This window comes from Pseudomonas sp. UYEF17 (assembly GCF_040546125.1).
Taxonomy (GTDB): Bacteria; Pseudomonadota; Gammaproteobacteria; order Pseudomonadales; family Pseudomonadaceae; genus Aquipseudomonas; species Aquipseudomonas putida_Z.
In genome coordinates this window covers 95,200-115,356 of the sequence record NZ_JBEPNE010000018.1, presented here as the reverse complement: position 1 = coordinate 115,356, position 20,157 = coordinate 95,200, and the positions used below count along the sequence as shown (strand labels likewise).

The window sequence follows — 20,157 nt, the reverse complement described above, 5'->3', positions numbered from 1 at the left end:
TTGCCAGGCTGTATCTGGATTTGGCCGGCTAGGATAGCGCCACTGGTCGCCAACGTGTGAGCCCGCTACAGTAGGTATCTTTGACCGACGCGAGCTTCATGCATGAATCTACTGCGCCCTACCCTGCTGACGCTGGCCTGCCTGTTGGCCCTTCCCGGCCATGCTGACGACCTGCCATCACTGGGTGATGCCAGTTCCGCGATCGTCTCGCCGCAACAGGAGCACCAGCTCGGCCGTGCCTGGCTGAGCCTGCTGCGCGGCCAGGTCAACCAGCTCAACGACCCGCAGCTGAAGGACTACGTCGAAACCAGTGTGTACCGCCTGGCCGAAACCAGCCAGCTGCAGGACCGCCGCCTGGAATTCATCCTCATCGATAGCCGCGAGCTCAACGCCTTTGCCGCCCCCGGCGGCATCGTCGGGGTCAACGGCGGGCTGTTCCTCAACGCCCAGACCGAAGGCGAGTACGCCTCGGTACTGGCCCACGAACTGGCGCACTTGTCGCAACGCCACTTCGCCCGCGGCGTAGAGGCCCAGCAGCGCATGCAACTGCCGATGATGGCAGCGCTGCTGGCCGGTATCGTGCTGGCGGCCGGTGGCGGCGGTGATGCCGGTATCGGTGTGATCGCCGGCACCCAGGCAGCGGCGATCCAGGAACAGCGGCGCTTCTCGCGGCAGAACGAACAGGAAGCCGACCGCATCGGCATCCAGAACCTGGAAAAGGCCGGCTACGACCCGCGCAACATGCCGACCATGTTCGAGCGCCTGGCCCGGCAGTACCGCTACGACGCCAAGCCGCCGGAGTTCCTGCTGACCCACCCGGTAACCGAGTCGCGTATCGCCGACACCCGCAACCGCGCCGAGCAGGCCCCCAAGGGCGGCGTCGAGGACAGCATGCGCTACCAGCTGATCCGTGCCCGGGTGGCGCTGACCTACGAAGGCACCCCGGGGCTGGCGGCCAAACGCTTCCGCGCCCAGCTGGACGAAGACCCCAAGCTGGACGCCGCGCGTTACGGCCTGGCCCTGGCGCAGATCAAGGGCGGCCAACTGAACGAGGCGCGTGAACTGCTCAAGCCGCTGCTGGCCAAGGCACCCAACGACATTACCTACAACCTGGCGCAGATCGACCTGGACATCACCAACAACCGCCTGGCCGACGCGCAGCAGCGCGCCGAACGCATGCAGGGGTTGTACCCGGGCAACTACCCGCTGAAACAGGTGCGTGCCGATCTGCTGGTGAAGCTGAACAAGCCCGCCGAGGCGGAAAAGGTGCTGAACGAACTGGTGAAGAGCCGGCCGGATGACCCGGACGTGTGGTACGACATGGCCGAAGTGCGCGGCCTTTCGGGTAATACCATTGGCTTGCACCGGGCGCGGGCCGAGTACTTCACCCTGGTGGGCGATTTCGACCAGGCCATCCAGCAGCTGGATTACGCCAAGCGCCGGGCGGGCGGGAACTTCCCACTGGCATCACAGATTGACCAGCGCCAGCGCGAGATCATGGAGCAGCAGCGCATGGTTCAGGAAATGATGGGGCGCTGAGGGCCCTTTCGCGGGTAAACCCGCTCCCACAGGGACCGCACCGCCCGTGAGCGCTGCGCTGTACCTGTGGGAGCGGGTTTACCCGCGAAGAAAGCGACGCGGTCCGGCGTCAGGCGTTACCGGACAATTTCAGGCGCGCTGCCTGGGTAAAGTCCAGCATCCGGTTCAGCGGCTTGATCGCCTTCGGCACCAGCGCCGGGTCGACAAAGATCTCGTTCGTGCCATTACGCAGGCAATCCAGCACACGCTCCAGGGTGTTCATCGCCATCCACGGGCAGTGCGCGCAGCTGCGGCATGCCGCGCCGTTACCGGCGGTGGGGGCTTCGACGAACTCCTTGTCCGGGCACAGCTGCTGCATCTTGTAGAAGATGCCGCGGTCGGTGGCGACGATGAAGGTCTTGTTCGGCAGGGTCTGGGCAGCCTTGATCAGCTGGCTGGTGGAGCCCACCGCATCGGCCAGCTCGATCACCGCTTCCGGCGACTCGGGGTGCACCAGAATCGCCGCATCCGGGTACAGCGCCTTCATGTCGGCCAACTGGCGCGACTTGAACTCTTCGTGAACAATGCAGGCACCGTCCCACAACAGCATGTCGGCACCGGTTTGCTTCTGGATGTAACGCCCCAGGTGCTGGTCCGGGCCCCAGATGATGGTTTCGCCGTTGTCCATCAGGCTTTCGACGATTTCCAGGGCGCAGCTCGAGGTCACCACCCAGTCGGCGCGGGCCTTCACGGCAGCGGAAGTGTTGGCGTAGACCACCACGGTACGCTCGGGGTGCTGGTCGCAGAAGGCCGAGAACTCTTCTACCGGGCAGCCCAGGTCGAGCGAGCAGGTGGCCTCCAGGGTGGGCATCAGCACGCGCTTTTCCGGGGTGAGGATTTTCGCTGTTTCGCCCATGAAGCGCACACCGGCAACGATCACGGTTTCGGCCGGGTGGTTCTTGCCGAAGCGGGCCATTTCCAGCGAGTCGGACACGCAGCCGCCGGTTTCTTCGGCCAGCGCCTGGATGACCGGGTCGCAGTAATAGTGGGCGACCAGCACGGCGTTCTGGGCCTTGAGCTCGGCAGCGATGGCCGCACGGTATTCGGCCTCCTGCTCGGCTGTCAGCGGGTTTGGCTGCTTGGCGTCGAGGTGGGCCTGAACCAACAGGCGTTCGGAAATCTGGGTCATGATCGCTGGACCTGCAGGCGCGTGCGCGCGTCAAATCGAGTGTATCACCCGGCCCTGACAGATCGGCTAAGGGTGCCGGACGGCACGAAGGCCGCCACGGCCCTCTGCGGGCGCGGATTATTATCGGAGGCCGAAGGCTACAGACAATCCAGCGATTTCTAAAGTGGTTTTTGTGTTGCCTGTGCTGGCCTCTTCGCGGGCACGCCCGCTCCCACAGGTACAGCGCTGCCCTCGGGGGCAAAGAGTAACCTGTGGGAGCGGGCGCGCCCGCGAAGAGGCCCAAACAGGAGAAACGATCAGCCCTGCGGCGACAGGGCCGCCAGCTGCGCCGCCATGAGCATGGCGAACTCTTCCACGGTCATCTTCTTGCCGTTGAAGTCGACCATGCCGTCGGCATAGTGCAGGCTGCTCACCACATCATTGCCCTGCACGGTGGCCATGCCACTCTGCAGCGCCATCATGCCGACCATTTCCCCGGCCTGGCTCGATTGCATGGCAATGGCCTGGGCGTCGGTCTGGCCATCCAGCAGTGCCTGCAAGGTTGCCAGGTCACCGATCATCGGCTTGGACAACGACAGCTTGCTCTTCACCTCGGTGATCAGTTGCTTGCTCAACTGGTCAGGCGGCAGGTCGAAGCTGGCCGGGGCGGAGAAGCCCATCGACAGGTCAAAGCGGCTTTCGCCATTGGCGGTCCTGAACGACAGGTTTTCCACCGCCACCCGGGGCTTGGCAGCCAGCAGTTTCTGCAGCTCGCCCTGGAACCTGGCCTTCTCCTCATCGTCCATCTGGATTTCCGGCACCGGCTGGCCAGCGGCAGCCGCGGCCTCGAATTCCGGCAGGTGCGCCTGGTACCACGTCGACAGCGCCTGTAGCGCCGGCGCGTTGACCGACGTGATGCTCACCGCCATCTGCGCCTTGCCCACCGCACGGCCATCCCAGGTGATATCCCCGACCTTGTACTCCACGCGGCCACCCACGGTATCCGGGCCGTCAAGGGTTTGCAGGGCGTTCTGCTCCAGCCCCTTGACCACCAGCACCTGCTGTTTGGGCCCCAGGGTGACCTTGGTTTCGGCCAGCGCCAAGTCGACGTTGCCCACGTAGATGGCCTGGTGCGCGGTGGCCGCCAGTTGGCCGCCGACCTTCAGGCCATTGAGCTCGAAGGTGGCAGGCGGCTGGTCATCGCGTACCAGTTTCATCACGAACCGATCGGCCTGGCCGTGGAAGCTCGAGGCCTTGCCTTCCTGGTCACCACTGACTTGCAGTTGCATGCCCGAGAAATCGAGGCTGTTGCCATCCGCTTCGTCGAGCTTGACCGGTGCCAGTTGCACCTGGCTGACCACATTGCCGTCGTAGCCCAGGCTGGTCTGTGCGCTGACCGGGGCCTGCTCGCCCGCTGCGGCGAACCACGGCGCGGTGGCGTCGTCCTTCTGCAGCGTGCTGTTGCTGACTGCCAGCACCGGCATCAGCTTCAGTGCCTTTACCCGCGACCAGGGGAACGGGCCGTGCTCGATCTGGTCGGTCACGCCAACGTCGAAATTCACCACTTCGCCTTCGCCCAGGTTGATATCGCGGGCCTTGAGCCGGTACTGGGCGGTACTGCTGAAGAAATGCTGCTCCAGCGACACGCGTTCGATGCTCATGCTGCCACCGGTGCTCACCAGGGCCTTCTTGAGTTCCGCGTTGCTGCGGACCAGTGCGTTGTCCAGCTCCGCAGGCAGCTGCTTGCCGGTGTACCAGGCGCCAGCGGTGGTTGCGACGGCGATGGCGATAGCCAGGCCAGAAAGGATGCCAACTGATTTCTTCATGAATAGAACCGATTGCTGTCCATATGGGCTTCGTAGGCGGCCAAGGGCCACACAGGACGCCAAGAGTACCACTGCAGCCCAGCCCTGGCGCTGGCCAGGCTCGAGAAATCCGGTTTTTGGGAAACGCCTGACAGACCTTCCAAGGGAAACCGGCATTCGTTAATTTTTGCGAACACCAGAATTGATCATAACCGCAAAAAAACGCGCAAAAACCGAACAAAACCCCACTTTAATCGATAAATATTTCAATCCAGCAACATCTTGTCATGTTTAACTTGACACTAAGCTACCCATCGTTTTTTATTTTCACCACTTTGCGCGCTCCCCCGCGCCCCCGCTGCTCCAACAATAAAGGTGAACAACATGGAGCCCACCCGCTCGCCCTTGCCGCATGCGCAGTACACCGTGCCCGCCGTTTACGCCCAGCCGCAGGAGCCATGCCAGCATGCAGCCTGACCACAGCGCTTCCGGCAACGGCCAACTTCGTAAAACCCTGCGCCTCTGGCACGTGATCATCATCGGCCTGGCCTACCTGACCCCGATGACCGTGTTCGACACCTTCGGTATCGTTTCCGGGATTACTGCCGGCCACGTACCCAGCGCCTACATCCTGGCACTGGCCGGGATCCTGTTCACCGCCGTGAGCTACGGCACCCTGGTGAGGCGCTTCCCGCAATCGGGCTCGGCCTACACCTACACCCAACGTGCGATCAACCCACACGTCGGCTTCCTGGTCGGCTGGTCGTCGTTGCTGGACTACCTGCTGCTGCCTATGGTCAACGCCTTGCTGGCCAAGCTGTACCTTTCGGCCATGTTCCCGGAAGTACCGGAGTGGATGTGGGTGGCTGGCTTCGTCACCCTGATCAGCCTGATCAACATGCGCAGCGTGAACCTGGTGGCGCACTTCAACCTGCTGTTCGTGGCCGTGCAGGTGGCGATCATCGCCGTGTTCATCTACCTGTGCGTGCGCGGCCTGGACCAGGGTGAAGGGCTGGGTACCGCCTGGAGCCTGCTGCCGTTCGCCGACGACCAGACCCAGCTCAGCGCCCTGGCCGCCGGTGCGACCATCCTGTGCTTCTCGTTCCTCGGCTTCGACGCGGTCACCTGCCTGTCCGAAGAAACCCGCGACCCGGGCAAGACCATCCCTCGCGCGATCTTCCTCACCGCCCTGATTGGCGGCCTGGTGTTCATCACCGTGTCGTACTTCATCCAGGCCTACTTCCCGACCATGTCCCGCTTCCACGACCAGGAAGCGGCACTGCCGGAAATCGCCCTGTACGTCGGCGGCAAGTTGTTCCAATCGATCTTCATCGCCTGCACCGTGATCAACACCATCGCCTCGGGCCTGGCCTCGCAGACCAGCGTGTCGCGCCTGCTGTACGTGATGGGCCGCGACAACGTGATCCCGGCCAGCCTGTTCGCCCGCCTGCACTCACGCTACAAGACGCCGGTGCTGAACATCGCGGTGGTGGGGCTGATTTCGCTGTCGGCGATCTTCTTCGACCTGGTCACCGCCACCTCGATCATCAACTTCGGTGCGCTGGTCGCGTTCAGCTTCGTCAACCTGTCGGTGATCAACCACTGCTACCTGCGCGAAGGCAAGCGCCAGGGCCTGGCCAACCAGCTGACATACCTGGTGGCACCCACCATCGGCTTCTGCATCATCGTCTCGCTGTGGCTGGACCTGAACGCACACTCGCTGCTGTTCGGTGGCGTCTGGGCACTGCTCGGCCTGCTGTACCTGGCCTGGCTGACCAAAGCCTTCAGGGACTCCCCGCCCAACTACATCGCTGAATGACCCATGCTGCCGACAACGCCCGCGCCTGATCGCGGGCGTTGCATTTGATCGAAAAGGAAAGCCCTCATGCCGCTGCGTCGCCTCTCCATCCAGTGGAAGATCACCCTGCTCGCCGGCCTGTGCCTGCTGGCCATTGTCGCCCTGCTGGTAACCACATCGCTGGCCCAGGCGCGGCGCAGCGCGGCATTGGTCAACCAGGCCAACACCGAAATGCTCGACAGCAGCGCACGCCTGCGCCTGCAGGCCCATGCCGAAACCCAGGCCCTGCGCATCCAGCGCTATTTCATGGACGCCTACCAGTACGGCAATGGCTTTGCCCGCCTGGTGCAGGTGCTCAAGGCCCGTGGCGGCAACGACCTGCGCGCCGAACTGACGCGCCAGGCCCGCGCCAGCCTGGCCGGCAACCCGGATGTGATCGGCCTGTACCTGGTGTTCCAACCCAACGCCCTGGACCCGGACAGCCAGTACCTCGGCCAGGATGCAATGGGCAGCAATGAGAGCGGGCGCTTCTCGCTGTACTGGTCACAACCCCGCCCCGGCACCCTGGAGCTTGAAGCCATGCCGGAATCGATGCTCGGTGACGCCAGCATCGGCAGCAACGGCGTGGCGAAGAACCGCTGGCTGACCTGCCCGCAGGACACTGCCAGAACCTGCATGCTCGAGCCATACCTCGACGAAGTGAATGGCCGCCAGGTGCTGATGACCAGCATCGCCCTGCCGCTGCTGGAGCACGGCAAGGTGGTCGGCGTGGTTGGCCTGGACATCGGCCTGGCCAACCTGCAACAGCTGAGCCTGGACGGCCGCCGGGAGCTGTTCGACGGCCAGGGCCAGGTCAGTATCGCCAGCGCGGCCGGCCTGCTGGCCGGCAACAGCCGCGACGACAGCAAGCTCGGCGAGCCCATGGACAAGGCGGTAGCCGACGGCCTGCTGCGTGTTGCCCACCCGTTCACGCCAATCCCTGATGCCACCCCTTGGCAGGTATTGCTGGAACTGCCGGAAAGCGTGCTGCAGGCGCCTGCCGTCGCCCTCAACCAGCGCCTGGATGCGCACAACCACAGCGCCAACCTCACCAGCCTGCTGGTTGGCCTGGGCGCTGCGGTAGTCGGTTTGCTGCTGGTGTGGCTGACCGCACGCGGGGTGACCCGGCCAATCCTGGCCGTGGCCGCGCGCCTGGAAGACATCGCCAGCGGCGAAGGCGACCTTACCCGCCGCCTGGACTACGCCCGCCAGGACGAACTGGGCCAGCTCACCGGTTGGTTCAACCGCTTTCTCGACAAACTGCAGCCGGTCATAGCCCAGGTCAAAGGCTCACTGCAGGAAGCCCGCGGCACCGCCGACCAGTCGGCAGCCATCGCCAGCCAGACCAGCAACGGCATGCAGCAACAGCACCGCGAAATCGAACAGGTGGCCACCGCCGCCAATGAAATGAGCGCCACCGCCCTGGATGTCGCCCATAACGCTTCGCAGGCGGCCCAGGCCGCGCGCGCTGCCGACCAAGCCAGCCGCGAGGGCCTGCAACTGATCGACAGCACCCGCCAGGGCATCGACCGCCTGGCCGCCGGCATGAACACCGCCATGGGCGAGGCACGCGCGCTGGAAGGCCGCAGCGGGCAGATCGGTTCGGTGCTGGAAGTGATCCGCACCATTGCCGAGCAAACCAACCTGCTGGCACTCAACGCCGCCATCGAAGCCGCCCGCGCAGGCGAAGCCGGGCGTGGTTTTGCCGTGGTGGCCGATGAAGTGCGTGGCCTGGCCCAGCGCACCCAGGTGTCGGTGGAGGAAATTCGCCAGGTCATCGAAGGCTTGCAGCAAGGCACCCAGGATGTGGTGGGCGCCATGCACGAAGGCCAGCGCCAGGCCCAGGACAGCGCCGCGCGGATGGAACAGGCGCTGCCGGCGCTACAACGTATTGGTGAGGCAGTGGCGGTGATCAGCGACATGAACCTGCAGATTGCCTCGGCGGCTGAAGAGCAGAGCGCCGTAGCCGAAGAGGTGAACCGTAATGTGGCTGGCATTCGCGATGTGACCGAATCGCTGGCAGGCCAGGCCGATGAGTCAGCGCGGATCAGCCAGGCCCTGAACCGGCTGGCCAACCAGCAGCAGGCGCTGATGGAGCAGTTCCGCGTCTAACCTGTCAGGGCCTCTTCGCGGGTGAACCCGCTCCCACAAGGTCCGGCGCTGCCTTCAAGGTCAGAGCATAACCCTGTGGGAGCGGGTTTACCCGCGAAGAGGCCAGCACATACAACATAGCAGCAGGGCTATTTACCGAGCACAATCATGCAAACCCCAACCAGATCTTCCTTCTTCGACATCACCAGCGAACAGGGCCTGTTACGCACCTCGATCGCCGTCACCCTGTTCATCGCCGTCATCGGCATCGCCTTCGGCCTGGCCTCCGGCTCGTTCTCCATCGTGTTCGACGGCGTCTATTCGCTGGTCGATGCCAGCATGAGCGGGCTGTCGCTGGTGGTGGTCAGGCTGATTACCGCGCACACCACCAGCGTGCAGATGTCACGCAAGTTGCGCGAGCGCTTCACCATGGGCTTCTGGCATCTGGAGCCGATGGTGCTGGCACTCAACGGCATCCTGCTCAGCGGCGTAGCCATCTATGCGCTGATCAACGCCGTCAGCAGCCTGCTGCAAGGCGGGCGTCACCTGGAGTTCGGCATCGCCATGGTCTACGCGGTGCTGACCGTGATCGCCTGCGTGACCATCGCCATTGTCGAGGCCCGCGCCAACCGCAAGCTGGGCTCGGATTTCGTGCGCATGGACGTCAAGGGCTGGGTGATGTCGGCCAGCATCACCGCCGCGCTGCTGATCGCCTTCTGCTTTGGCTATGCGGTGCAGGGCACATCGCTGGAGTGGGTGTCGCCGTATATCGACCCGGCGGTGCTGGCGCTGGTCTGCCTGGTGATCGTGCCGTTGCCGATGTCGGTGGTGCGCCAGGCCCTTTCGGAAATTTTCCTGGTGACCCCTGGCGACCTCAAGCTGCACGTGGATGAAGTCGCCAAGGCCTTCGTCGCACGCCATGGGTTGCAGTCGTACCGCGCCTATGTGGCCAAGGTCGGGCGCTCGCGGGAGATCGAACTGTATTTCATCGTGCCGAAGGCCATGGCCGCGAAAACCATCGATGAATGGGATGCGTGGCGTAACGAGATCGGTGATGCCGTGGGTGGTGAAGGGCCGGACCGTTGGCTGACGGTGGTGTTTACCGGGGATCCGGAGTGGGCTGAGTAAGCCATCTGGAGTCTGCGCAGCCCCCTGTAGGAGCGGCCTTGCGTCGCGATCGGGCTGCGCAGCAGCCCCAGCAATTTGTGCATTTTTGCTGAAACCCTGGGGCTGCTGCGCAGCCCGATCGCGACGCAAGGCCGCTCCTACAGGCGATCGCGCAAACCGAGCAATAAAACTCGGCCAACGGAAAACGAAAAAGCCCGCCACCGTTGCCGGTAGCGGGCTTTGACGTACTGCATATGGTGGGTCGTGTAGGATTCGAACCTACGACCAATTGGTTAAAAGCCAACTGCTCTACCAACTGAGCTAACGACCCGTTGGATGGCGCGTATAATACTGATTTCTAACGGGAAATCAACACCCCATCAAACTTTTTTCAAAAATACCGCGTCGGATCTTCGACTCCGGCGGCCTTGAAGCCGTCGGCACGCAGGCGGCAGCTGTCGCATTTGCCGCAGGCACGGCCGTCATCGTCGGCCTGGTAGCAGGAAACGGTCAGGCTGTAATCCACGCCGCGAGCCATACCGGCCTGCACGATCTGCGCCTTGCTCATGTTCTGCAGCGGCGCCTGGATGCGGAAGCCCTGCCCTTCGACGCCAGCCTTGGTCGCCAGGTTGGCCATGCGCTCGAAGGCTTCGACGAACTCAGGGCGGCAATCGGGGTAGCCGGAGTAATCCACGGCATTCACACCAATGAAGATGTCACGGGCTTCCAGCACCTCTGCCCAGCCCAGGGCCAGGGACAGGAACACGGTGTTGCGCGCTGGCACATAGGTGACCGGGATGCCTTCACCCGGGGTTTCCGGCACGTCGATGCTGCTGTCGGTCAATGCCGAGCCGCCGATGCCATCCAGGTTCAGGCCAATAACCTTGTGCTCGACCACGCCCAGGTCGCGGGCAACGCGGGCGGCGGCGTTCAGTTCGGCGCGGTGGCGCTGGCCGTAGTCGAAACTCATGGTGTAGCAGCTGTAGCCTTCGGCCTTGGCCATGGCAACCACGGTGGCCGAGTCCAGGCCGCCGGACAGCAGGATTACTGCGCGTTTGTCGGTCATGTGTGCTTGCTCCTCAATCAACGTCCGGGTTCGTCGTTCCACAGCAGCTTGTGCAGCTGCAGCTGGAAGCGTACGGGCAGGTTGTCGGCAACGATCCAGTCCGCCAGCTCGCTGGCGTTCACCTGGTGGTGGCTGGGCGAGAACAGCACTTCGCCGGCACGCTCGGCCAGGTTGTACTGGATCAGCTTGGAGACCGCCCAGTCGTAGTCCTCGCGGGAACAGATGACGAACTTGACCTGGTCGTTGCGGGTCAGCTGCTCGATGTTCTCGTAGCGGTTACGGTGCGACTCTTCGGAGCCAGGGGTCTTCAGGTCGACCACGCGGCTGACGCGGGTGTCGGTGCCGGCAATATCCAGCGCGCCGCTGGTTTCCAGCGACACCTCGTAACCGGCGTCACACAGGCGCTGCAACAGCGGCAAGGCGTTGGGCTGGGCCAATGGCTCGCCACCGGTGACGCAGACGTAGCGCGGCTTGAAGCCGGCGACCTGCTCAAGGATCGAATCGAGGGTGCGTACGGTACCGCCACTGAAGGCATAGGCACTGTCACAGTACTGGCAGCGCAGGGGGCAACCGGTGAGGCGCACGAATACCGTGGGCAACCCAGCCGTTCGCGTTTCACCCTGCAAGGAGTAAAAGACTTCGGTGATGCGTAATGTGTCTTGCATGCTCGCCACGGGCGTGACAGCTGAACAGGCTGCCCGCCTCCGTCAGGCACTGTCGCGGACTCGACATAGCGTTATCCGCAGCAGCGTGTTTACGAAAAAAGGGCAGTGATTCTAACGAAAAAACCCGCGACAAGCGCGGGTTTCTTTCAAGCGGTACTGCTTAGAGCTTCTGCAGGTCACGCTGGGCCAGTTGCGCGGCCGAGGTGCCGGGGTACTGGGTGATGACCTGCTGCAGGATACCCTTGACCTTGTCGGTGTGGCCCATGCGGCGCTCGACGTCGGCCAGCTTGTACAGCGAATCCGGCACCTTGCTGTGCTTCGGATACTTCTGGCTGACTTGGGCGAAGGCCTGGCTGGCAGCCGGCAGGTCGCCCTTGGCCAGGTTCACTTCACCCAGCCAGTACTGGGCATTGCCGGCGTACTGGCTGTTGGGGTACTTGCGCAGGAAGGCGTTGAACGCCTGGCTGGCCTTGTCGAAGTCTTTCTGCTTGATCAGGTCGAAAGCGGCATCGTAGTAGAGCTTTTCTTTCGCCGGATCACCGGGCTCGCTACTGGCGGCCGGTTGTTGAGCAGCAGCACCTGCTGCTGCATCGGGGGCGGCATTGGATGCACCACCACCGGAGGAATTGTCAGGGGTCGCGGCAGGCGCGGCGCCACTGTTGATGCGACGGTCCAGGTCCTGGTAACGCTCCAGGTTTTCCTGCTTCATGCGCGACACATCGTTCTGCAGCTCTTCGATGATGCCTTGCTGGCGGGAAAGCTGATCCTGCATCTGTTGCAGCTGCATGAACAGCTGGCCCTGTGCAGAGGCAGGGGCCGAAGCCCCTGACCCGGCATAGGCGCCGCTCGTGCCATAACCCGCAGGCGGATAGCTGCCTGCGTTGTCATCAACTACAGGGACCTCAGCCCAGGCCGCGAGCGGCAGGCTGAGTGCGAGGACGGTTACTACACGGCGGCACATACGCATAAGAACTTACTTACGCAGTTCTACGCGACGGTTCTGAGCCCAGGACTGCTCGTCGTTGCCAGTGGCAACCGGACGCTCTTCACCGTAGGAGACCAGTTCCAGCTGAGCAGGGGAAACGCCCTGCAGAACCAGGTAGCGCTGAACGGCCTTGGCACGACGCTCACCCAGAGCCATGTTGTACTCGCGGGTGCCGCGCTCGTCGGTGTTGCCTTCCAGGACAACGCGGTTGCCGTTGGCTTTCAGGTCCTTGGCGTGAACGTCCAGAGCGCGCATGGCTTCTGGCTTCAGGTCCGAGCTGTCGTATTCGAAGTAGAAGGTGGTGATTGCGCGCAGGGCAGCTTCTTCGCTCAGGGAGCCGTCAACAGCGCCAGTGTTGGCACCGTAGCCAGCGTTCGGATCTACAGCAGCGCCTTCGCCTGCGTTGTCACCGCCCTTCGAGGAGCAACCTACAGCTACGGCCATGGCCAGAGCCAGCGCAGCAAATTTACCAAACTTCAGCATTTCCATCGTGAAACTCCTAATGAAACCCCAGTGTGTTAAGCAAAAGTATTACGCCGCAATCAGTTCAGGTAAGGGGACCAGGACGGTTCTCTGACTTCGCCTTGAGCGGTAGGAAGTGGGAGCCTCACGCGGCCATTAAGCGACACGAGCATCAAGACTCCCCGGCCCTGCTGGCGGGTGGCGTAGATTAGCATGGTGCCGTTTGGCGCAACAGTGGGAGACTCATCAAGACTCGTTTCCGAGAGAATCTTTACACTTCCGCGTTGCAAATCCTGGGCCGCAACTTTGAAGTTGGTGAAGCCCTGCTGGCGATGGATCATCACCAGGGTCTTTTCGTCCGCCGACAGTTTCGGGTTGGCGTTGTAGTTACCCACGAAAGTTACACGCTCGGCACCACCGCCACCGACCGACTGCTTGTAGATCTGCGGCTTGCCGCCACGGTCGGAGGTGAAGTACAGGGTGTTGCCATCCTTGCCCCAGAACGGCTCGGTGTTGATGCCCGGGCCGGCGGTGACACGGCTGATCTGGCGCGAAGCCACGTTCATCACGTAGATGTCCGGGTTGCCGTCCTTCGACAGCACGAACGCCAGGCGCGTGCCATCCGGCGACCAGGCTGGCGCACCATTCAGGCCTTCGAAGTTGGTGACCTGCTCGCGGCGACCGGTATCGATGTGCTGGACGAAGATGCGCGGGCGCTTCTGCTCGAACGAAACATAGGCGATGCGCTTGCCATCCGGAGCAAAGCGTGGCGACAGGATCGGTTCACGCGATTGCAGCAGGGTAACCGCACGCGCACCGTCGTAGTCCGAACGCTGCAGGGTATAGCGGGTGTTGTTGGTGGAGAAGCGCTCGGCCGTCACGTACAGCATGCGGGTGGAGAACGCACCCTTGATGCCGGTGAGCTTCTCGAACGACTGGTCGGCAATGTAGTGCGCCATGTCGCGCAGCTGGTCGACGCTGCCCGCCACGCTACCGGTCAGCACCTGCTGCTCGGTGGCGACGTTGAACAGCGCGTACTGCACCTGCAGGCGACCGCCCGACGGCACGATGCTGCCGACCATCACGTACTGCGCGCCCAGCGCTTTCCAGTCACGGAAGATCACTTCGCTGGCCTGCGACGGCTGGCTGATCATGTTCTGCCGCGGAATCGGCGAGTAGTAGCCGGAGTTGCGCAGGTCGTTGCCGATGATGTCGGCCATGTCTTCCGGCAGCACGCTGCCGCCCTGCAGACCGAACGGCACTACCGCGATGGGCGTGGCCCGGTCGCTGCCGCTGGTGACCAGGATGTTCTTTTCCTCTGCCACGGCCATGCCTGCCACGCAGCACAGCATGACCAGCAGTCCTCTCAGACGTTTAATCACAACGCTAGATCCTCAGGTGTAAATGTCATCTTGAACGAACGATATTGGTTGAAATCGCTCGGCTTCATACCCTGCATCTCGGTCAGACGACCGATGTTCTTCACTGCTGCCACCGCCGAGCTGTCGTACGGGCCGTCACCACTGGACCGGGCCACGCTGACGCTGGTGATGGTACCGTCCGGCAACATGTTGATCTGCAGGACCACCGTCATGCCCTTGCGCGCGGAAGGCGGACGTGCCCAGCCCTCGGCCGCGCGCATGCGGATCAGGTCGTCGAAGTCGCCGGCCACCTGGTCACCCTGCTCGTCGGCCAGCGCCTGCTGCCGTTCGGTGGTGTCGGACAACAGCTCGGCCAGGGCCTGGGCTTTCTTGTCTTCCGCCGCCTTGCGGGCCGCTTCCTGTGCCTTTTTCTTCTGGGCATCTGCAGCGGCCTTTTTCTTGGCCTCTTCAGCTGCCTTCTTCTTCGCTTCCTCGGCTACCGCTTTCTTCTTGGCGTCCTCGGCTGCTTTCTTCTTGGCCTCTTCGGCCGCCTTTTTCTTGGCGTCCTCGGCGGCTTGTTTCTTCGCCTCTTCAGCGGCCTCTTTCTTGGCCTCTTCTTCGGCTTTTTTCTTTTCTTCCTCGGCCTTCTTCTTGGCGATGTCGGCCTGCTGCTTCTCGGCAGCCTTCTTCGCCTCTTCGGCCTTCTTGGCTTCGGCGGCTTTCTTGGCCTCGGCGGCTTCGGCAGCTGCCTCGGCTTTCTTGGCTTCGGCGGCCTCGCGAGCCTCTTCGGCCTTTTGAGCGGCGTCGGCTTTCTTTTGTTCCGCGGCCTTCACGGCCTCCTGCTCGACCTTCTTCTGTTCCAGCTGCTCGACCTCGGTCTGGCGCGAAGCGGTTTTCTTCGCTTCCCCGGCAATCTTCTGATTGGTCTGGGTGGTTGCCTGGCTCTTGGACTTGAGCTGGTACAGGGTAGCCTGGACGATCGGCTTGGATGGCGGCAGCTCAGGCGTCATGGCAAAACTGACGAACAGCAGGGCGAACACCAGCACATGCAGGCCGATGGCCCAGATACTGGGCCAGAAGTAGCTTTCCGAGGCGGATGGCTCTCGCTGTTGCATCAGGGCGCCTCGGTAATCAGGCCAACGTTACCGACACCGGCCTTCTGCAACCCGCCCATGGCACCCATGACCGCGCCATAGTCGACAGCCTTGTCGCCACGAATGAACACCTGGGTCTGCTTGCCCTGGTCACGGCCGGCGGCAATGATCTTGGTCACCGCGTCGGTCATGGCAGGCAAGGTCATGGCCTTGTCCATCTGCTTGTCGGTATCGACTTCGCTGCCGAGGTTCCAGTAGTAGGTCTTGTCGGCCTTGATGGAGATGGTGAGGATCTGGACGTTGTTGTCCTGCGGCAAGGCTTCACTGGAAACCTTGGGCAGGTCTACCTTCACGCCCTGGTTGAGCATGGGCGCCGTCACCATGAAGATGACCAGCAGTACCAGCATCACGTCGATGTAGGGCACCACGTTCATCTCGGCGACGGGCTTGCGTTTGTGGCGAACTCGGGCCATGGGCTTCTACCTGATTACTCTTCGCTGGTGTGCACTTTGCGGTGCAGGATCGCCTGGAACTCGTCGGCGAAGGTGTAGTAACGGCCGATCAGCACTTCGCTGCGGGCCGAGAAGCGGTTGTAGGCGATAACCGCCGGGATTGCCGCGAACAAGCCGATGGCGGTGGCGATCAGCGCTTCGGCGATACCCGGGGCAACCGTGGCCAGGGTGGCCTGCTGGGCGCTGGCCAGGCCGCGGAAGGAGTTCATGATGCCCCATACGGTACCGAACAGGCCGATGTACGGGCTGGTCGAACCGACGGTGGCCAGGAACGGCAGGCTCTGCTCGAGTTTTTCTTCCTCGCGCGAGATGGCTACGCGCATGGCACGGGCAACACCCTCCATGACCGCGTCCGGGTCAACGCCCGGCTGCTGGCGCAGGCGCGAGAATTCCTTGAAGCCGGCACGGAAGACCTGCTCGACACCGGAATCCGGGTCTGGGTTGCTGCCTGCCTGACGGTACAGCTTGGACAGGTCGATGCCCGACCAGAAGCGCTCCTCGAAGGCATCCAGCGCACGACGACCGGCGCGCAGCATGGTGCTGCGCTGGAAGATCATGACCCATGAGGTGACCGAGGCGGCCACCAGGGTCAGCATTACCAGCTGTACCAGCACACTGGCATTGCTGACCAGACTCCACATGGAGGTATGGTCGACGACGTTAGCTTCCACGCTTATTCTCCTGCATTCGATTGAGTACCCGAGCCGTCCGCCGCAAAGGCGTCACGCAGCTCCGGGGGTATGGCTCGGGGTTTGAAAGTGTCGGCGCGCACGGCGGCCACCAGGAACTGCCCTTCGCAGAGCAGCGTTTCATCCTTTTCCCGCCAGACCTGCTGCACGAAGCGCAGGCTGGCGCGATTGAGTTCAAGTACTTGCGCGGTGACCCGCAGCTCGTCGTCCAGCCGCGCCGGCGCGTGATAGCGCGCTTCGCTGGAGTGGACCACGAACAGCAGGTTGTCTTCGGCCAGCTGCGCCTGGGAAAAGCCCAGGTGCCGCAGCCGCTCGGTACGCGCGCGCTCCATGAATTTCAGGTAATTGACGTAATACACCACGCCACCGGCATCGGTATCTTCGTAATAGACGCGACAACGGTGTGCGAACGGTTCCAGGCCATTTTGCGCGCGCATACTCTAGTGCTTACTCCTCAGCTTGCCAATCCGCTGTGGCAACTGTTTTTTCTTCATTAATGTCTTATTGCCAGCGCACCCTCGGCATGCCAGCGGTAGGACCACGAAAAGCCGTTTTCGATCTGTCACTCATCGCCCGTTTCGGAAAAATCCCCACCCTCCCCCAGGCGCCCGGGCACGTTCAAGCCAAAGTGCAGGTAGGCATGCCGGGTGACCACGCGGCCGCGCGGCGTGCGCATGATGTAGCCTTGCTGGATCAGGTACGGCTCGAGCACATCCTCGATGGTGTGGCGCTCTTCACTGATGGCCGCGGCCAGGTTGTCCACGCCGACCGGGCCACCGTCGAACTTCTCGATCATGGTCAGCAGCAGGCGGCGGTCGGAGTGGTCGAAACCGCGCTCGTCGACGTCCAGCAGGTTGAGCGCCATGTCGGCCACGGCCTTGGTGATCTGGCCCTTGCCGCGCACTTCGGCGTAGTCGCGCACGCGGCGCAGCAGGCGGTTGGCGATACGTGGCGTGCCACGGGCGCGACGGGCGATCTCGTAGGCACCCTGGTCTTCGATGGCCAGGCCGAGGATGCCGGCGGAACGGCTGACGATGGTGGCCAGGTCCTTGTCGCTGTAGAACTCCAGGCGCTGGACGATACCGAAACGGTCGCGCAGCGGGTTGGTGAGCATGCCGGCACGGGTGGTGGCACCGACCAGGGTGAACGGCGGCAGGTCGAGCTTGATCGAGCGGGCCGCAGGCCCTTCGCCGATCATGATGTCGAGCTGGAAGTCCTCCATCGCCGGGTACAGCACCTCTTCGACGACCGGTGACAACCGGTGGATCTCGTCGATGAACAGCACATCGTGCGGTTCGAGGTTGGTCAGCATGGCCGCGAGGTCGCCCGGGCGCTCGAGGATGGGCCCCGAGGTACTCTTGACCGACACGCCCATTTCCTGGGCGATGATGTTGGCCAGGGTGGTCTTGCCCAGGCCGGGCGGGCCGAAGATCAGCGTATGGTCGAGCGACTCGCTGCGGCCACGGGCGGCCTGGATGAACAGCGCCATCTGCTCGCGCACCACCGGCTGGCCGATGTACTCGTCCAGCCGCAGCGGGCGGATCGCACGGTCCTGGACTTCTTCACGGTCGCGGCCACTGGCGGCGATCAGGCGGTCGGCTTCGATCACTTGGTAATCATCCCTTTCAGGCTGCGGCGGATCAGCTCCTCACTGCTCAGGCCGGCCTTGTCCTTGATCGCGGCGATCGCCTTGCTGGCTTCCTGCGGCTTGTAGCCCAGCGAAACCAGGGCGCTGACGGCATCGGCTTCGGCCGTGGATGCGCTGGCGACCGGCAGCGGCCCGTCGGAGACCAGGGTGAACATGGCCGGGGACGTTTCCCAAGCCTTGAAGCGGTCCTTGAGCTCGACCAGCAGGCGTTCGGCGGTTTTCTTGCCAACACCGGGCACGCGCACCAGGGCCGAGGTGTCCTGAGCCTGCACGCAGCGCACCAGCTCGTCCACTTCCAGCCCGGACATCAGCGCCAGGGCCAGCTTCGGCCCTACGCCATTCAGGCGGATGAGTTCGCGGAACAGTTCGCGCTCGCGCTTTTCGGCAAAACCGTAGAGCAGGTGAGCATCCTCGCGCACCACCAGGTGGGTGTGCACGGTTACGGGTTCGCCCACCTTGGGCAGACGGTACAGCGTGGTCATGGGAACTTCCAGTTCGTAACCTACGCCGTTGACGTCGATAATCAGGTGCGGCGGCTGTTTTTCCGCCAGGGTGCCGCGCAAACGTCCAATCACGTTCCGATCCTTCCTCTCGGGGAGCCGGTCAAAGACCGCTCAACCCTATCAGCAAATGCAGCGGGTGAACGCATCACCCGAACAAAATGTGTATCAGCGCATGAAGCGCCTACAGACGCAAGCGCCCGCCGCGTCGCCGTGCCGTGGCCAGGCCATGCGGCACCAGGCTGGAACGGGTATGGGCGTGGCACAGGGCGATGGCCAGGGCGTCGGAGGCGTCGATCTGCGGCTTTTGCGTCAGTTTCAGCAGGTGCATGACCATCATCATCACCTGCTCCTTGTTGGCCCCACCGGTACCGGCTACCGCCTGCTTGACCTGGGTGGCGCTGTATTCGGCGATTTCCAGGCCGGCTTCGGCGGCGGCAACGATGGCCGCGCCACGGGCCTGGCCGAGCTTGAGCGCCGAGTCGGCGTTACGAGCCATGAACACCCGTTCGATGCCCATGGTTACCGGGCCGTGCTGGGCGATGATTTCACCCACGCCACGAAAAACGATCTGCAACCGCTCGTGCAGCTCGCCGCTGCCGGTGCGGATGCAGCCCGACGCCACGTACTCGCAACCACGGGCGGTCTGGCGTACCACGCCATAGCCGGTGATGCGCGAGCCGGGGTCGATACCAAGAATCAGAGTCATAGTGCCTGTCGAAAAATTGATGCATCTCTGCAAACTGTACCGGCCCTTTCGCGGGTAAACCCGCTCCCACAGGTACTGCACCGACTCTGAATGTGGTGCAGTACCTGTGGGAGCGGGTTTACCCGCGAAAGGGCCGGTACAGGCGCTGACAAACTTGAAGAACTGGCATGGATCGCCAGGACACCTTAGCCGAGGTTTTCCATGATCTCATCGGAAATCTGGGCATTGGAGTAGACGTTCTGCACGTCATCCAGGTCTTCGAGCATGTCGATCAGCTTGAGTACTTTCTCGGCACCGTCCTGGTCGAGTTCGGCGCTGGTGGTCGGCTGCATGACGATTTCCGCGTCAGCGGCCTTGAAGCCCGCCTCTTCCAGGGCATTGCGCACGGCGTAGAAGCTGTTGAACGAGGTGAACACGTCGAACGAGCCGTCGTCGTTGGCCACCACGTCATCGGCATCGGCTTCCATCGCCGCTTCCATCAGCGCGTCTTCTTCCACGCCCGGGGCAAAGCTGATCTGCCCCTTGCGCTCGAACAGGTAGGCCACCGAACCGTCGGTGCCCAGGTTGCCACCACACTTGGTGAAGGCATGACGCACGGCAGCGGCGGTACGGTTGCGGTTGTCGGTCATGGCCTCGACCATGATCGCCACGCCACCCGGGCCGTAACCTTCGTAGCTGAGCTCTTCGACGTTGTCGCTTTCGTTGGTGCCGGCACCACGGGCCACGGCACGATCGATGATGTCGCGGCTCATGTTGGCGCCCAAGGCCTTGTCCAGCGCCAAACGCAGGCGCGGGTTGGATGCCGGGTCAGCACCACCCTGCTTGGCAGCGACCGTCAGTTCGCGGATCCACTTGGTGAAGATCTTGCCTCTCTTGGCATCCTGGCGCTCTTTGCGGTGCTTGATGTTCGCCCACTTGGAATGACCAGCCATAACGACTC

Annotated in this window: 19 protein-coding genes and 1 tRNA gene; 4 read left to right on the top strand and 16 right to left on the bottom strand. The window is 63.2% G+C overall.

Going from position 1 to position 20,157, the window contains the following annotated elements:
- Positions 1-102 precede the first annotated feature (102 nt).
- Entirely contained in the window at positions 103-1,539 is a 1,437-nt protein-coding gene (locus ABIB24_RS22245) for a M48 family metalloprotease (RefSeq protein ID WP_274079058.1), read from the top strand.
- Positions 1,540-1,648: 109 nt separating this feature from the next.
- Here the strand turns inward: ABIB24_RS22245 and nadA are convergent, their stop codons facing one another.
- Together nadA and ABIB24_RS22235 are read right to left on the bottom strand one after the other, a co-directional pair.
- Positions 1,649-2,707: a quinolinate synthase NadA gene (gene nadA / locus ABIB24_RS22240; protein ID WP_003254747.1), complete on the bottom strand. Its 1,059-nt coding sequence runs from the start codon at positions 2,705-2,707 to the stop codon at positions 1,649-1,651.
- 296 nt (positions 2,708-3,003) lie between these two features.
- On the bottom strand, positions 3,004-4,512 hold the full coding sequence (locus ABIB24_RS22235) for a YdgA family protein (RefSeq protein WP_025340256.1): 1,509 nt from the start codon (positions 4,510-4,512) through the stop codon (positions 3,004-3,006).
- A gap of 445 nt (positions 4,513-4,957) precedes the next feature.
- On the opposite strand from ABIB24_RS22235, the gene ABIB24_RS22230 reads away from it, so the two are divergent.
- From ABIB24_RS22230 to ABIB24_RS22220, 3 genes are all read left to right on the top strand, one after another.
- Positions 4,958-6,310 carry an APC family permease gene (locus tag ABIB24_RS22230; protein WP_075046057.1) on the top strand — a complete coding sequence of 451 codons (1,353 nt, stop codon included), beginning with the start codon at positions 4,958-4,960 and terminating at the stop codon, positions 6,308-6,310.
- A 66-nt stretch (positions 6,311-6,376) separates the two neighbouring features.
- The gene (mcpU, locus tag ABIB24_RS22225) at positions 6,377-8,440 is read left to right on the top strand and encodes a methyl-accepting chemotaxis protein McpU (RefSeq protein ID WP_354317248.1); all 2,064 of its coding nucleotides are present in this window, start codon (positions 6,377-6,379) and stop codon (positions 8,438-8,440) included.
- A 147-nt stretch (positions 8,441-8,587) separates the two neighbouring features.
- The gene (locus tag ABIB24_RS22220) at positions 8,588-9,547 is read left to right on the top strand and encodes a cation diffusion facilitator family transporter (protein ID WP_112254228.1); all 960 of its coding nucleotides are present in this window, start codon (positions 8,588-8,590) and stop codon (positions 9,545-9,547) included.
- Positions 9,548-9,781: 234 nt separating this feature from the next.
- On the opposite strand, the gene ABIB24_RS22215 is transcribed toward ABIB24_RS22220, so the two are convergent.
- The 14 genes from ABIB24_RS22215 to ABIB24_RS22150 form a co-directional block, all read right to left on the bottom strand.
- A tRNA-Lys gene (locus ABIB24_RS22215) sits at positions 9,782-9,857 on the bottom strand.
- 60 nt (positions 9,858-9,917) lie between these two features.
- The gene (gene queC, locus ABIB24_RS22210; protein WP_013973801.1) at positions 9,918-10,592 is read right to left on the bottom strand and encodes a 7-cyano-7-deazaguanine synthase QueC; all 675 of its coding nucleotides are present in this window, start codon (positions 10,590-10,592) and stop codon (positions 9,918-9,920) included.
- A gap of 17 nt (positions 10,593-10,609) precedes the next feature.
- A complete protein-coding gene (queE, locus tag ABIB24_RS22205) occupies positions 10,610-11,257 on the bottom strand; it encodes a 7-carboxy-7-deazaguanine synthase QueE (RefSeq protein ID WP_015271468.1) in 648 nt (215 codons plus the stop codon).
- A gap of 160 nt (positions 11,258-11,417) precedes the next feature.
- Positions 11,418-12,224 (bottom strand): tol-pal system protein YbgF, encoded by an 807-nt coding sequence (ybgF, locus tag ABIB24_RS22200; RefSeq protein WP_004375252.1) that lies wholly within the window; start codon positions 12,222-12,224, stop codon positions 11,418-11,420.
- Positions 12,225-12,230: 6 nt separating this feature from the next.
- Positions 12,231-12,731: a peptidoglycan-associated lipoprotein Pal gene (gene pal, locus ABIB24_RS22195; RefSeq protein ID WP_003254755.1), complete on the bottom strand. Its 501-nt coding sequence runs from the start codon at positions 12,729-12,731 to the stop codon at positions 12,231-12,233.
- Positions 12,732-12,784: 53 nt separating this feature from the next.
- The gene (gene tolB, locus ABIB24_RS22190; RefSeq protein WP_038408273.1) at positions 12,785-14,056 is read right to left on the bottom strand and encodes a Tol-Pal system beta propeller repeat protein TolB; all 1,272 of its coding nucleotides are present in this window, start codon (positions 14,054-14,056) and stop codon (positions 12,785-12,787) included.
- A gap of 26 nt (positions 14,057-14,082) precedes the next feature.
- Positions 14,083-15,180 (bottom strand): cell envelope integrity protein TolA, encoded by a 1,098-nt coding sequence (tolA, locus tag ABIB24_RS22185; RefSeq protein ID WP_038408274.1) that lies wholly within the window; start codon positions 15,178-15,180, stop codon positions 14,083-14,085.
- Complete coding sequence (gene tolR, locus ABIB24_RS22180; protein ID WP_003254760.1) at positions 15,180-15,632, bottom strand: protein TolR; 453 nt, start codon at positions 15,630-15,632, stop codon at positions 15,180-15,182. Before tolR ends, tolA begins: the two co-directional genes overlap by 1 nt.
- A gap of 14 nt (positions 15,633-15,646) precedes the next feature.
- Positions 15,647-16,342: a protein TolQ gene (gene tolQ / locus ABIB24_RS22175; protein ID WP_015271471.1), complete on the bottom strand. Its 696-nt coding sequence runs from the start codon at positions 16,340-16,342 to the stop codon at positions 15,647-15,649.
- 2 nt (positions 16,343-16,344) lie between these two features.
- Positions 16,345-16,797 (bottom strand): tol-pal system-associated acyl-CoA thioesterase, encoded by a 453-nt coding sequence (ybgC, locus tag ABIB24_RS22170; protein ID WP_015271472.1) that lies wholly within the window; start codon positions 16,795-16,797, stop codon positions 16,345-16,347.
- 125 nt (positions 16,798-16,922) lie between these two features.
- Positions 16,923-17,969, bottom strand: a complete 1,047-nt coding sequence (gene ruvB, locus ABIB24_RS22165) for a Holliday junction branch migration DNA helicase RuvB (RefSeq protein ID WP_004375289.1) — start codon at positions 17,967-17,969, stop codon at positions 16,923-16,925.
- On the bottom strand, positions 17,966-18,583 hold the full coding sequence (gene ruvA / locus ABIB24_RS22160) for a Holliday junction branch migration protein RuvA (protein WP_015271473.1): 618 nt from the start codon (positions 18,581-18,583) through the stop codon (positions 17,966-17,968). The genes ruvB and ruvA overlap by 4 nt, the downstream gene beginning before the upstream one ends.
- A 109-nt stretch (positions 18,584-18,692) precedes the next feature.
- Positions 18,693-19,217: a crossover junction endodeoxyribonuclease RuvC gene (gene ruvC, locus ABIB24_RS22155; RefSeq protein WP_004375291.1), complete on the bottom strand. Its 525-nt coding sequence runs from the start codon at positions 19,215-19,217 to the stop codon at positions 18,693-18,695.
- 185 nt (positions 19,218-19,402) lie between these two features.
- The gene (locus ABIB24_RS22150; RefSeq protein ID WP_013973810.1) at positions 19,403-20,149 is read right to left on the bottom strand and encodes a YebC/PmpR family DNA-binding transcriptional regulator; all 747 of its coding nucleotides are present in this window, start codon (positions 20,147-20,149) and stop codon (positions 19,403-19,405) included.
- Positions 20,150-20,157 lie beyond the last annotated feature (8 nt).

What these genes read in the sequence shown, in the direction of transcription:
- queE (WP_015271468.1), bottom strand. Translation starts at nt 11,257, where the DNA reads ATGCAAGACACATTACGCATCACCGAAGTCTTTTACTCCTTGCAGGGT.
- ybgC (WP_015271472.1), bottom strand. Translation starts at nt 16,797, where the DNA reads ATGCGCGCGCAAAATGGCCTGGAACCGTTCGCACACCGTTGTCGCGTC.
- mcpU (WP_354317248.1), top strand. Translation starts at nt 6,377, where the DNA reads ATGCCGCTGCGTCGCCTCTCCATCCAGTGGAAGATCACCCTGCTCGCC.
- ABIB24_RS22150 (WP_013973810.1), bottom strand. Translation starts at nt 20,149, where the DNA reads ATGGCTGGTCATTCCAAGTGGGCGAACATCAAGCACCGCAAAGAGCGC.
- ybgF (WP_004375252.1), bottom strand. Translation starts at nt 12,224, where the DNA reads ATGCGTATGTGCCGCCGTGTAGTAACCGTCCTCGCACTCAGCCTGCCG.
- pal (WP_003254755.1), bottom strand. Translation starts at nt 12,731, where the DNA reads ATGGAAATGCTGAAGTTTGGTAAATTTGCTGCGCTGGCTCTGGCCATG.
- tolA (WP_038408274.1), bottom strand. Translation starts at nt 15,180, where the DNA reads ATGCAACAGCGAGAGCCATCCGCCTCGGAAAGCTACTTCTGGCCCAGT.
- tolR (WP_003254760.1), bottom strand. Translation starts at nt 15,632, where the DNA reads ATGGCCCGAGTTCGCCACAAACGCAAGCCCGTCGCCGAGATGAACGTG.
- ABIB24_RS22220 (WP_112254228.1), top strand. Translation starts at nt 8,588, where the DNA reads ATGCAAACCCCAACCAGATCTTCCTTCTTCGACATCACCAGCGAACAG.
- queC (WP_013973801.1), bottom strand. Translation starts at nt 10,592, where the DNA reads ATGACCGACAAACGCGCAGTAATCCTGCTGTCCGGCGGCCTGGACTCG.
- ruvC (WP_004375291.1), bottom strand. Translation starts at nt 19,217, where the DNA reads ATGACTCTGATTCTTGGTATCGACCCCGGCTCGCGCATCACCGGCTAT.
- ABIB24_RS22245 (WP_274079058.1), top strand. Translation starts at nt 103, where the DNA reads ATGAATCTACTGCGCCCTACCCTGCTGACGCTGGCCTGCCTGTTGGCC.
- ABIB24_RS22230 (WP_075046057.1), top strand. Translation starts at nt 4,958, where the DNA reads ATGCAGCCTGACCACAGCGCTTCCGGCAACGGCCAACTTCGTAAAACC.
- nadA (WP_003254747.1), bottom strand. Translation starts at nt 2,707, where the DNA reads ATGACCCAGATTTCCGAACGCCTGTTGGTTCAGGCCCACCTCGACGCC.
- tolB (WP_038408273.1), bottom strand. Translation starts at nt 14,056, where the DNA reads ATGCTGTGCTGCGTGGCAGGCATGGCCGTGGCAGAGGAAAAGAACATC.
- ABIB24_RS22235 (WP_025340256.1), bottom strand. Translation starts at nt 4,512, where the DNA reads ATGAAGAAATCAGTTGGCATCCTTTCTGGCCTGGCTATCGCCATCGCC.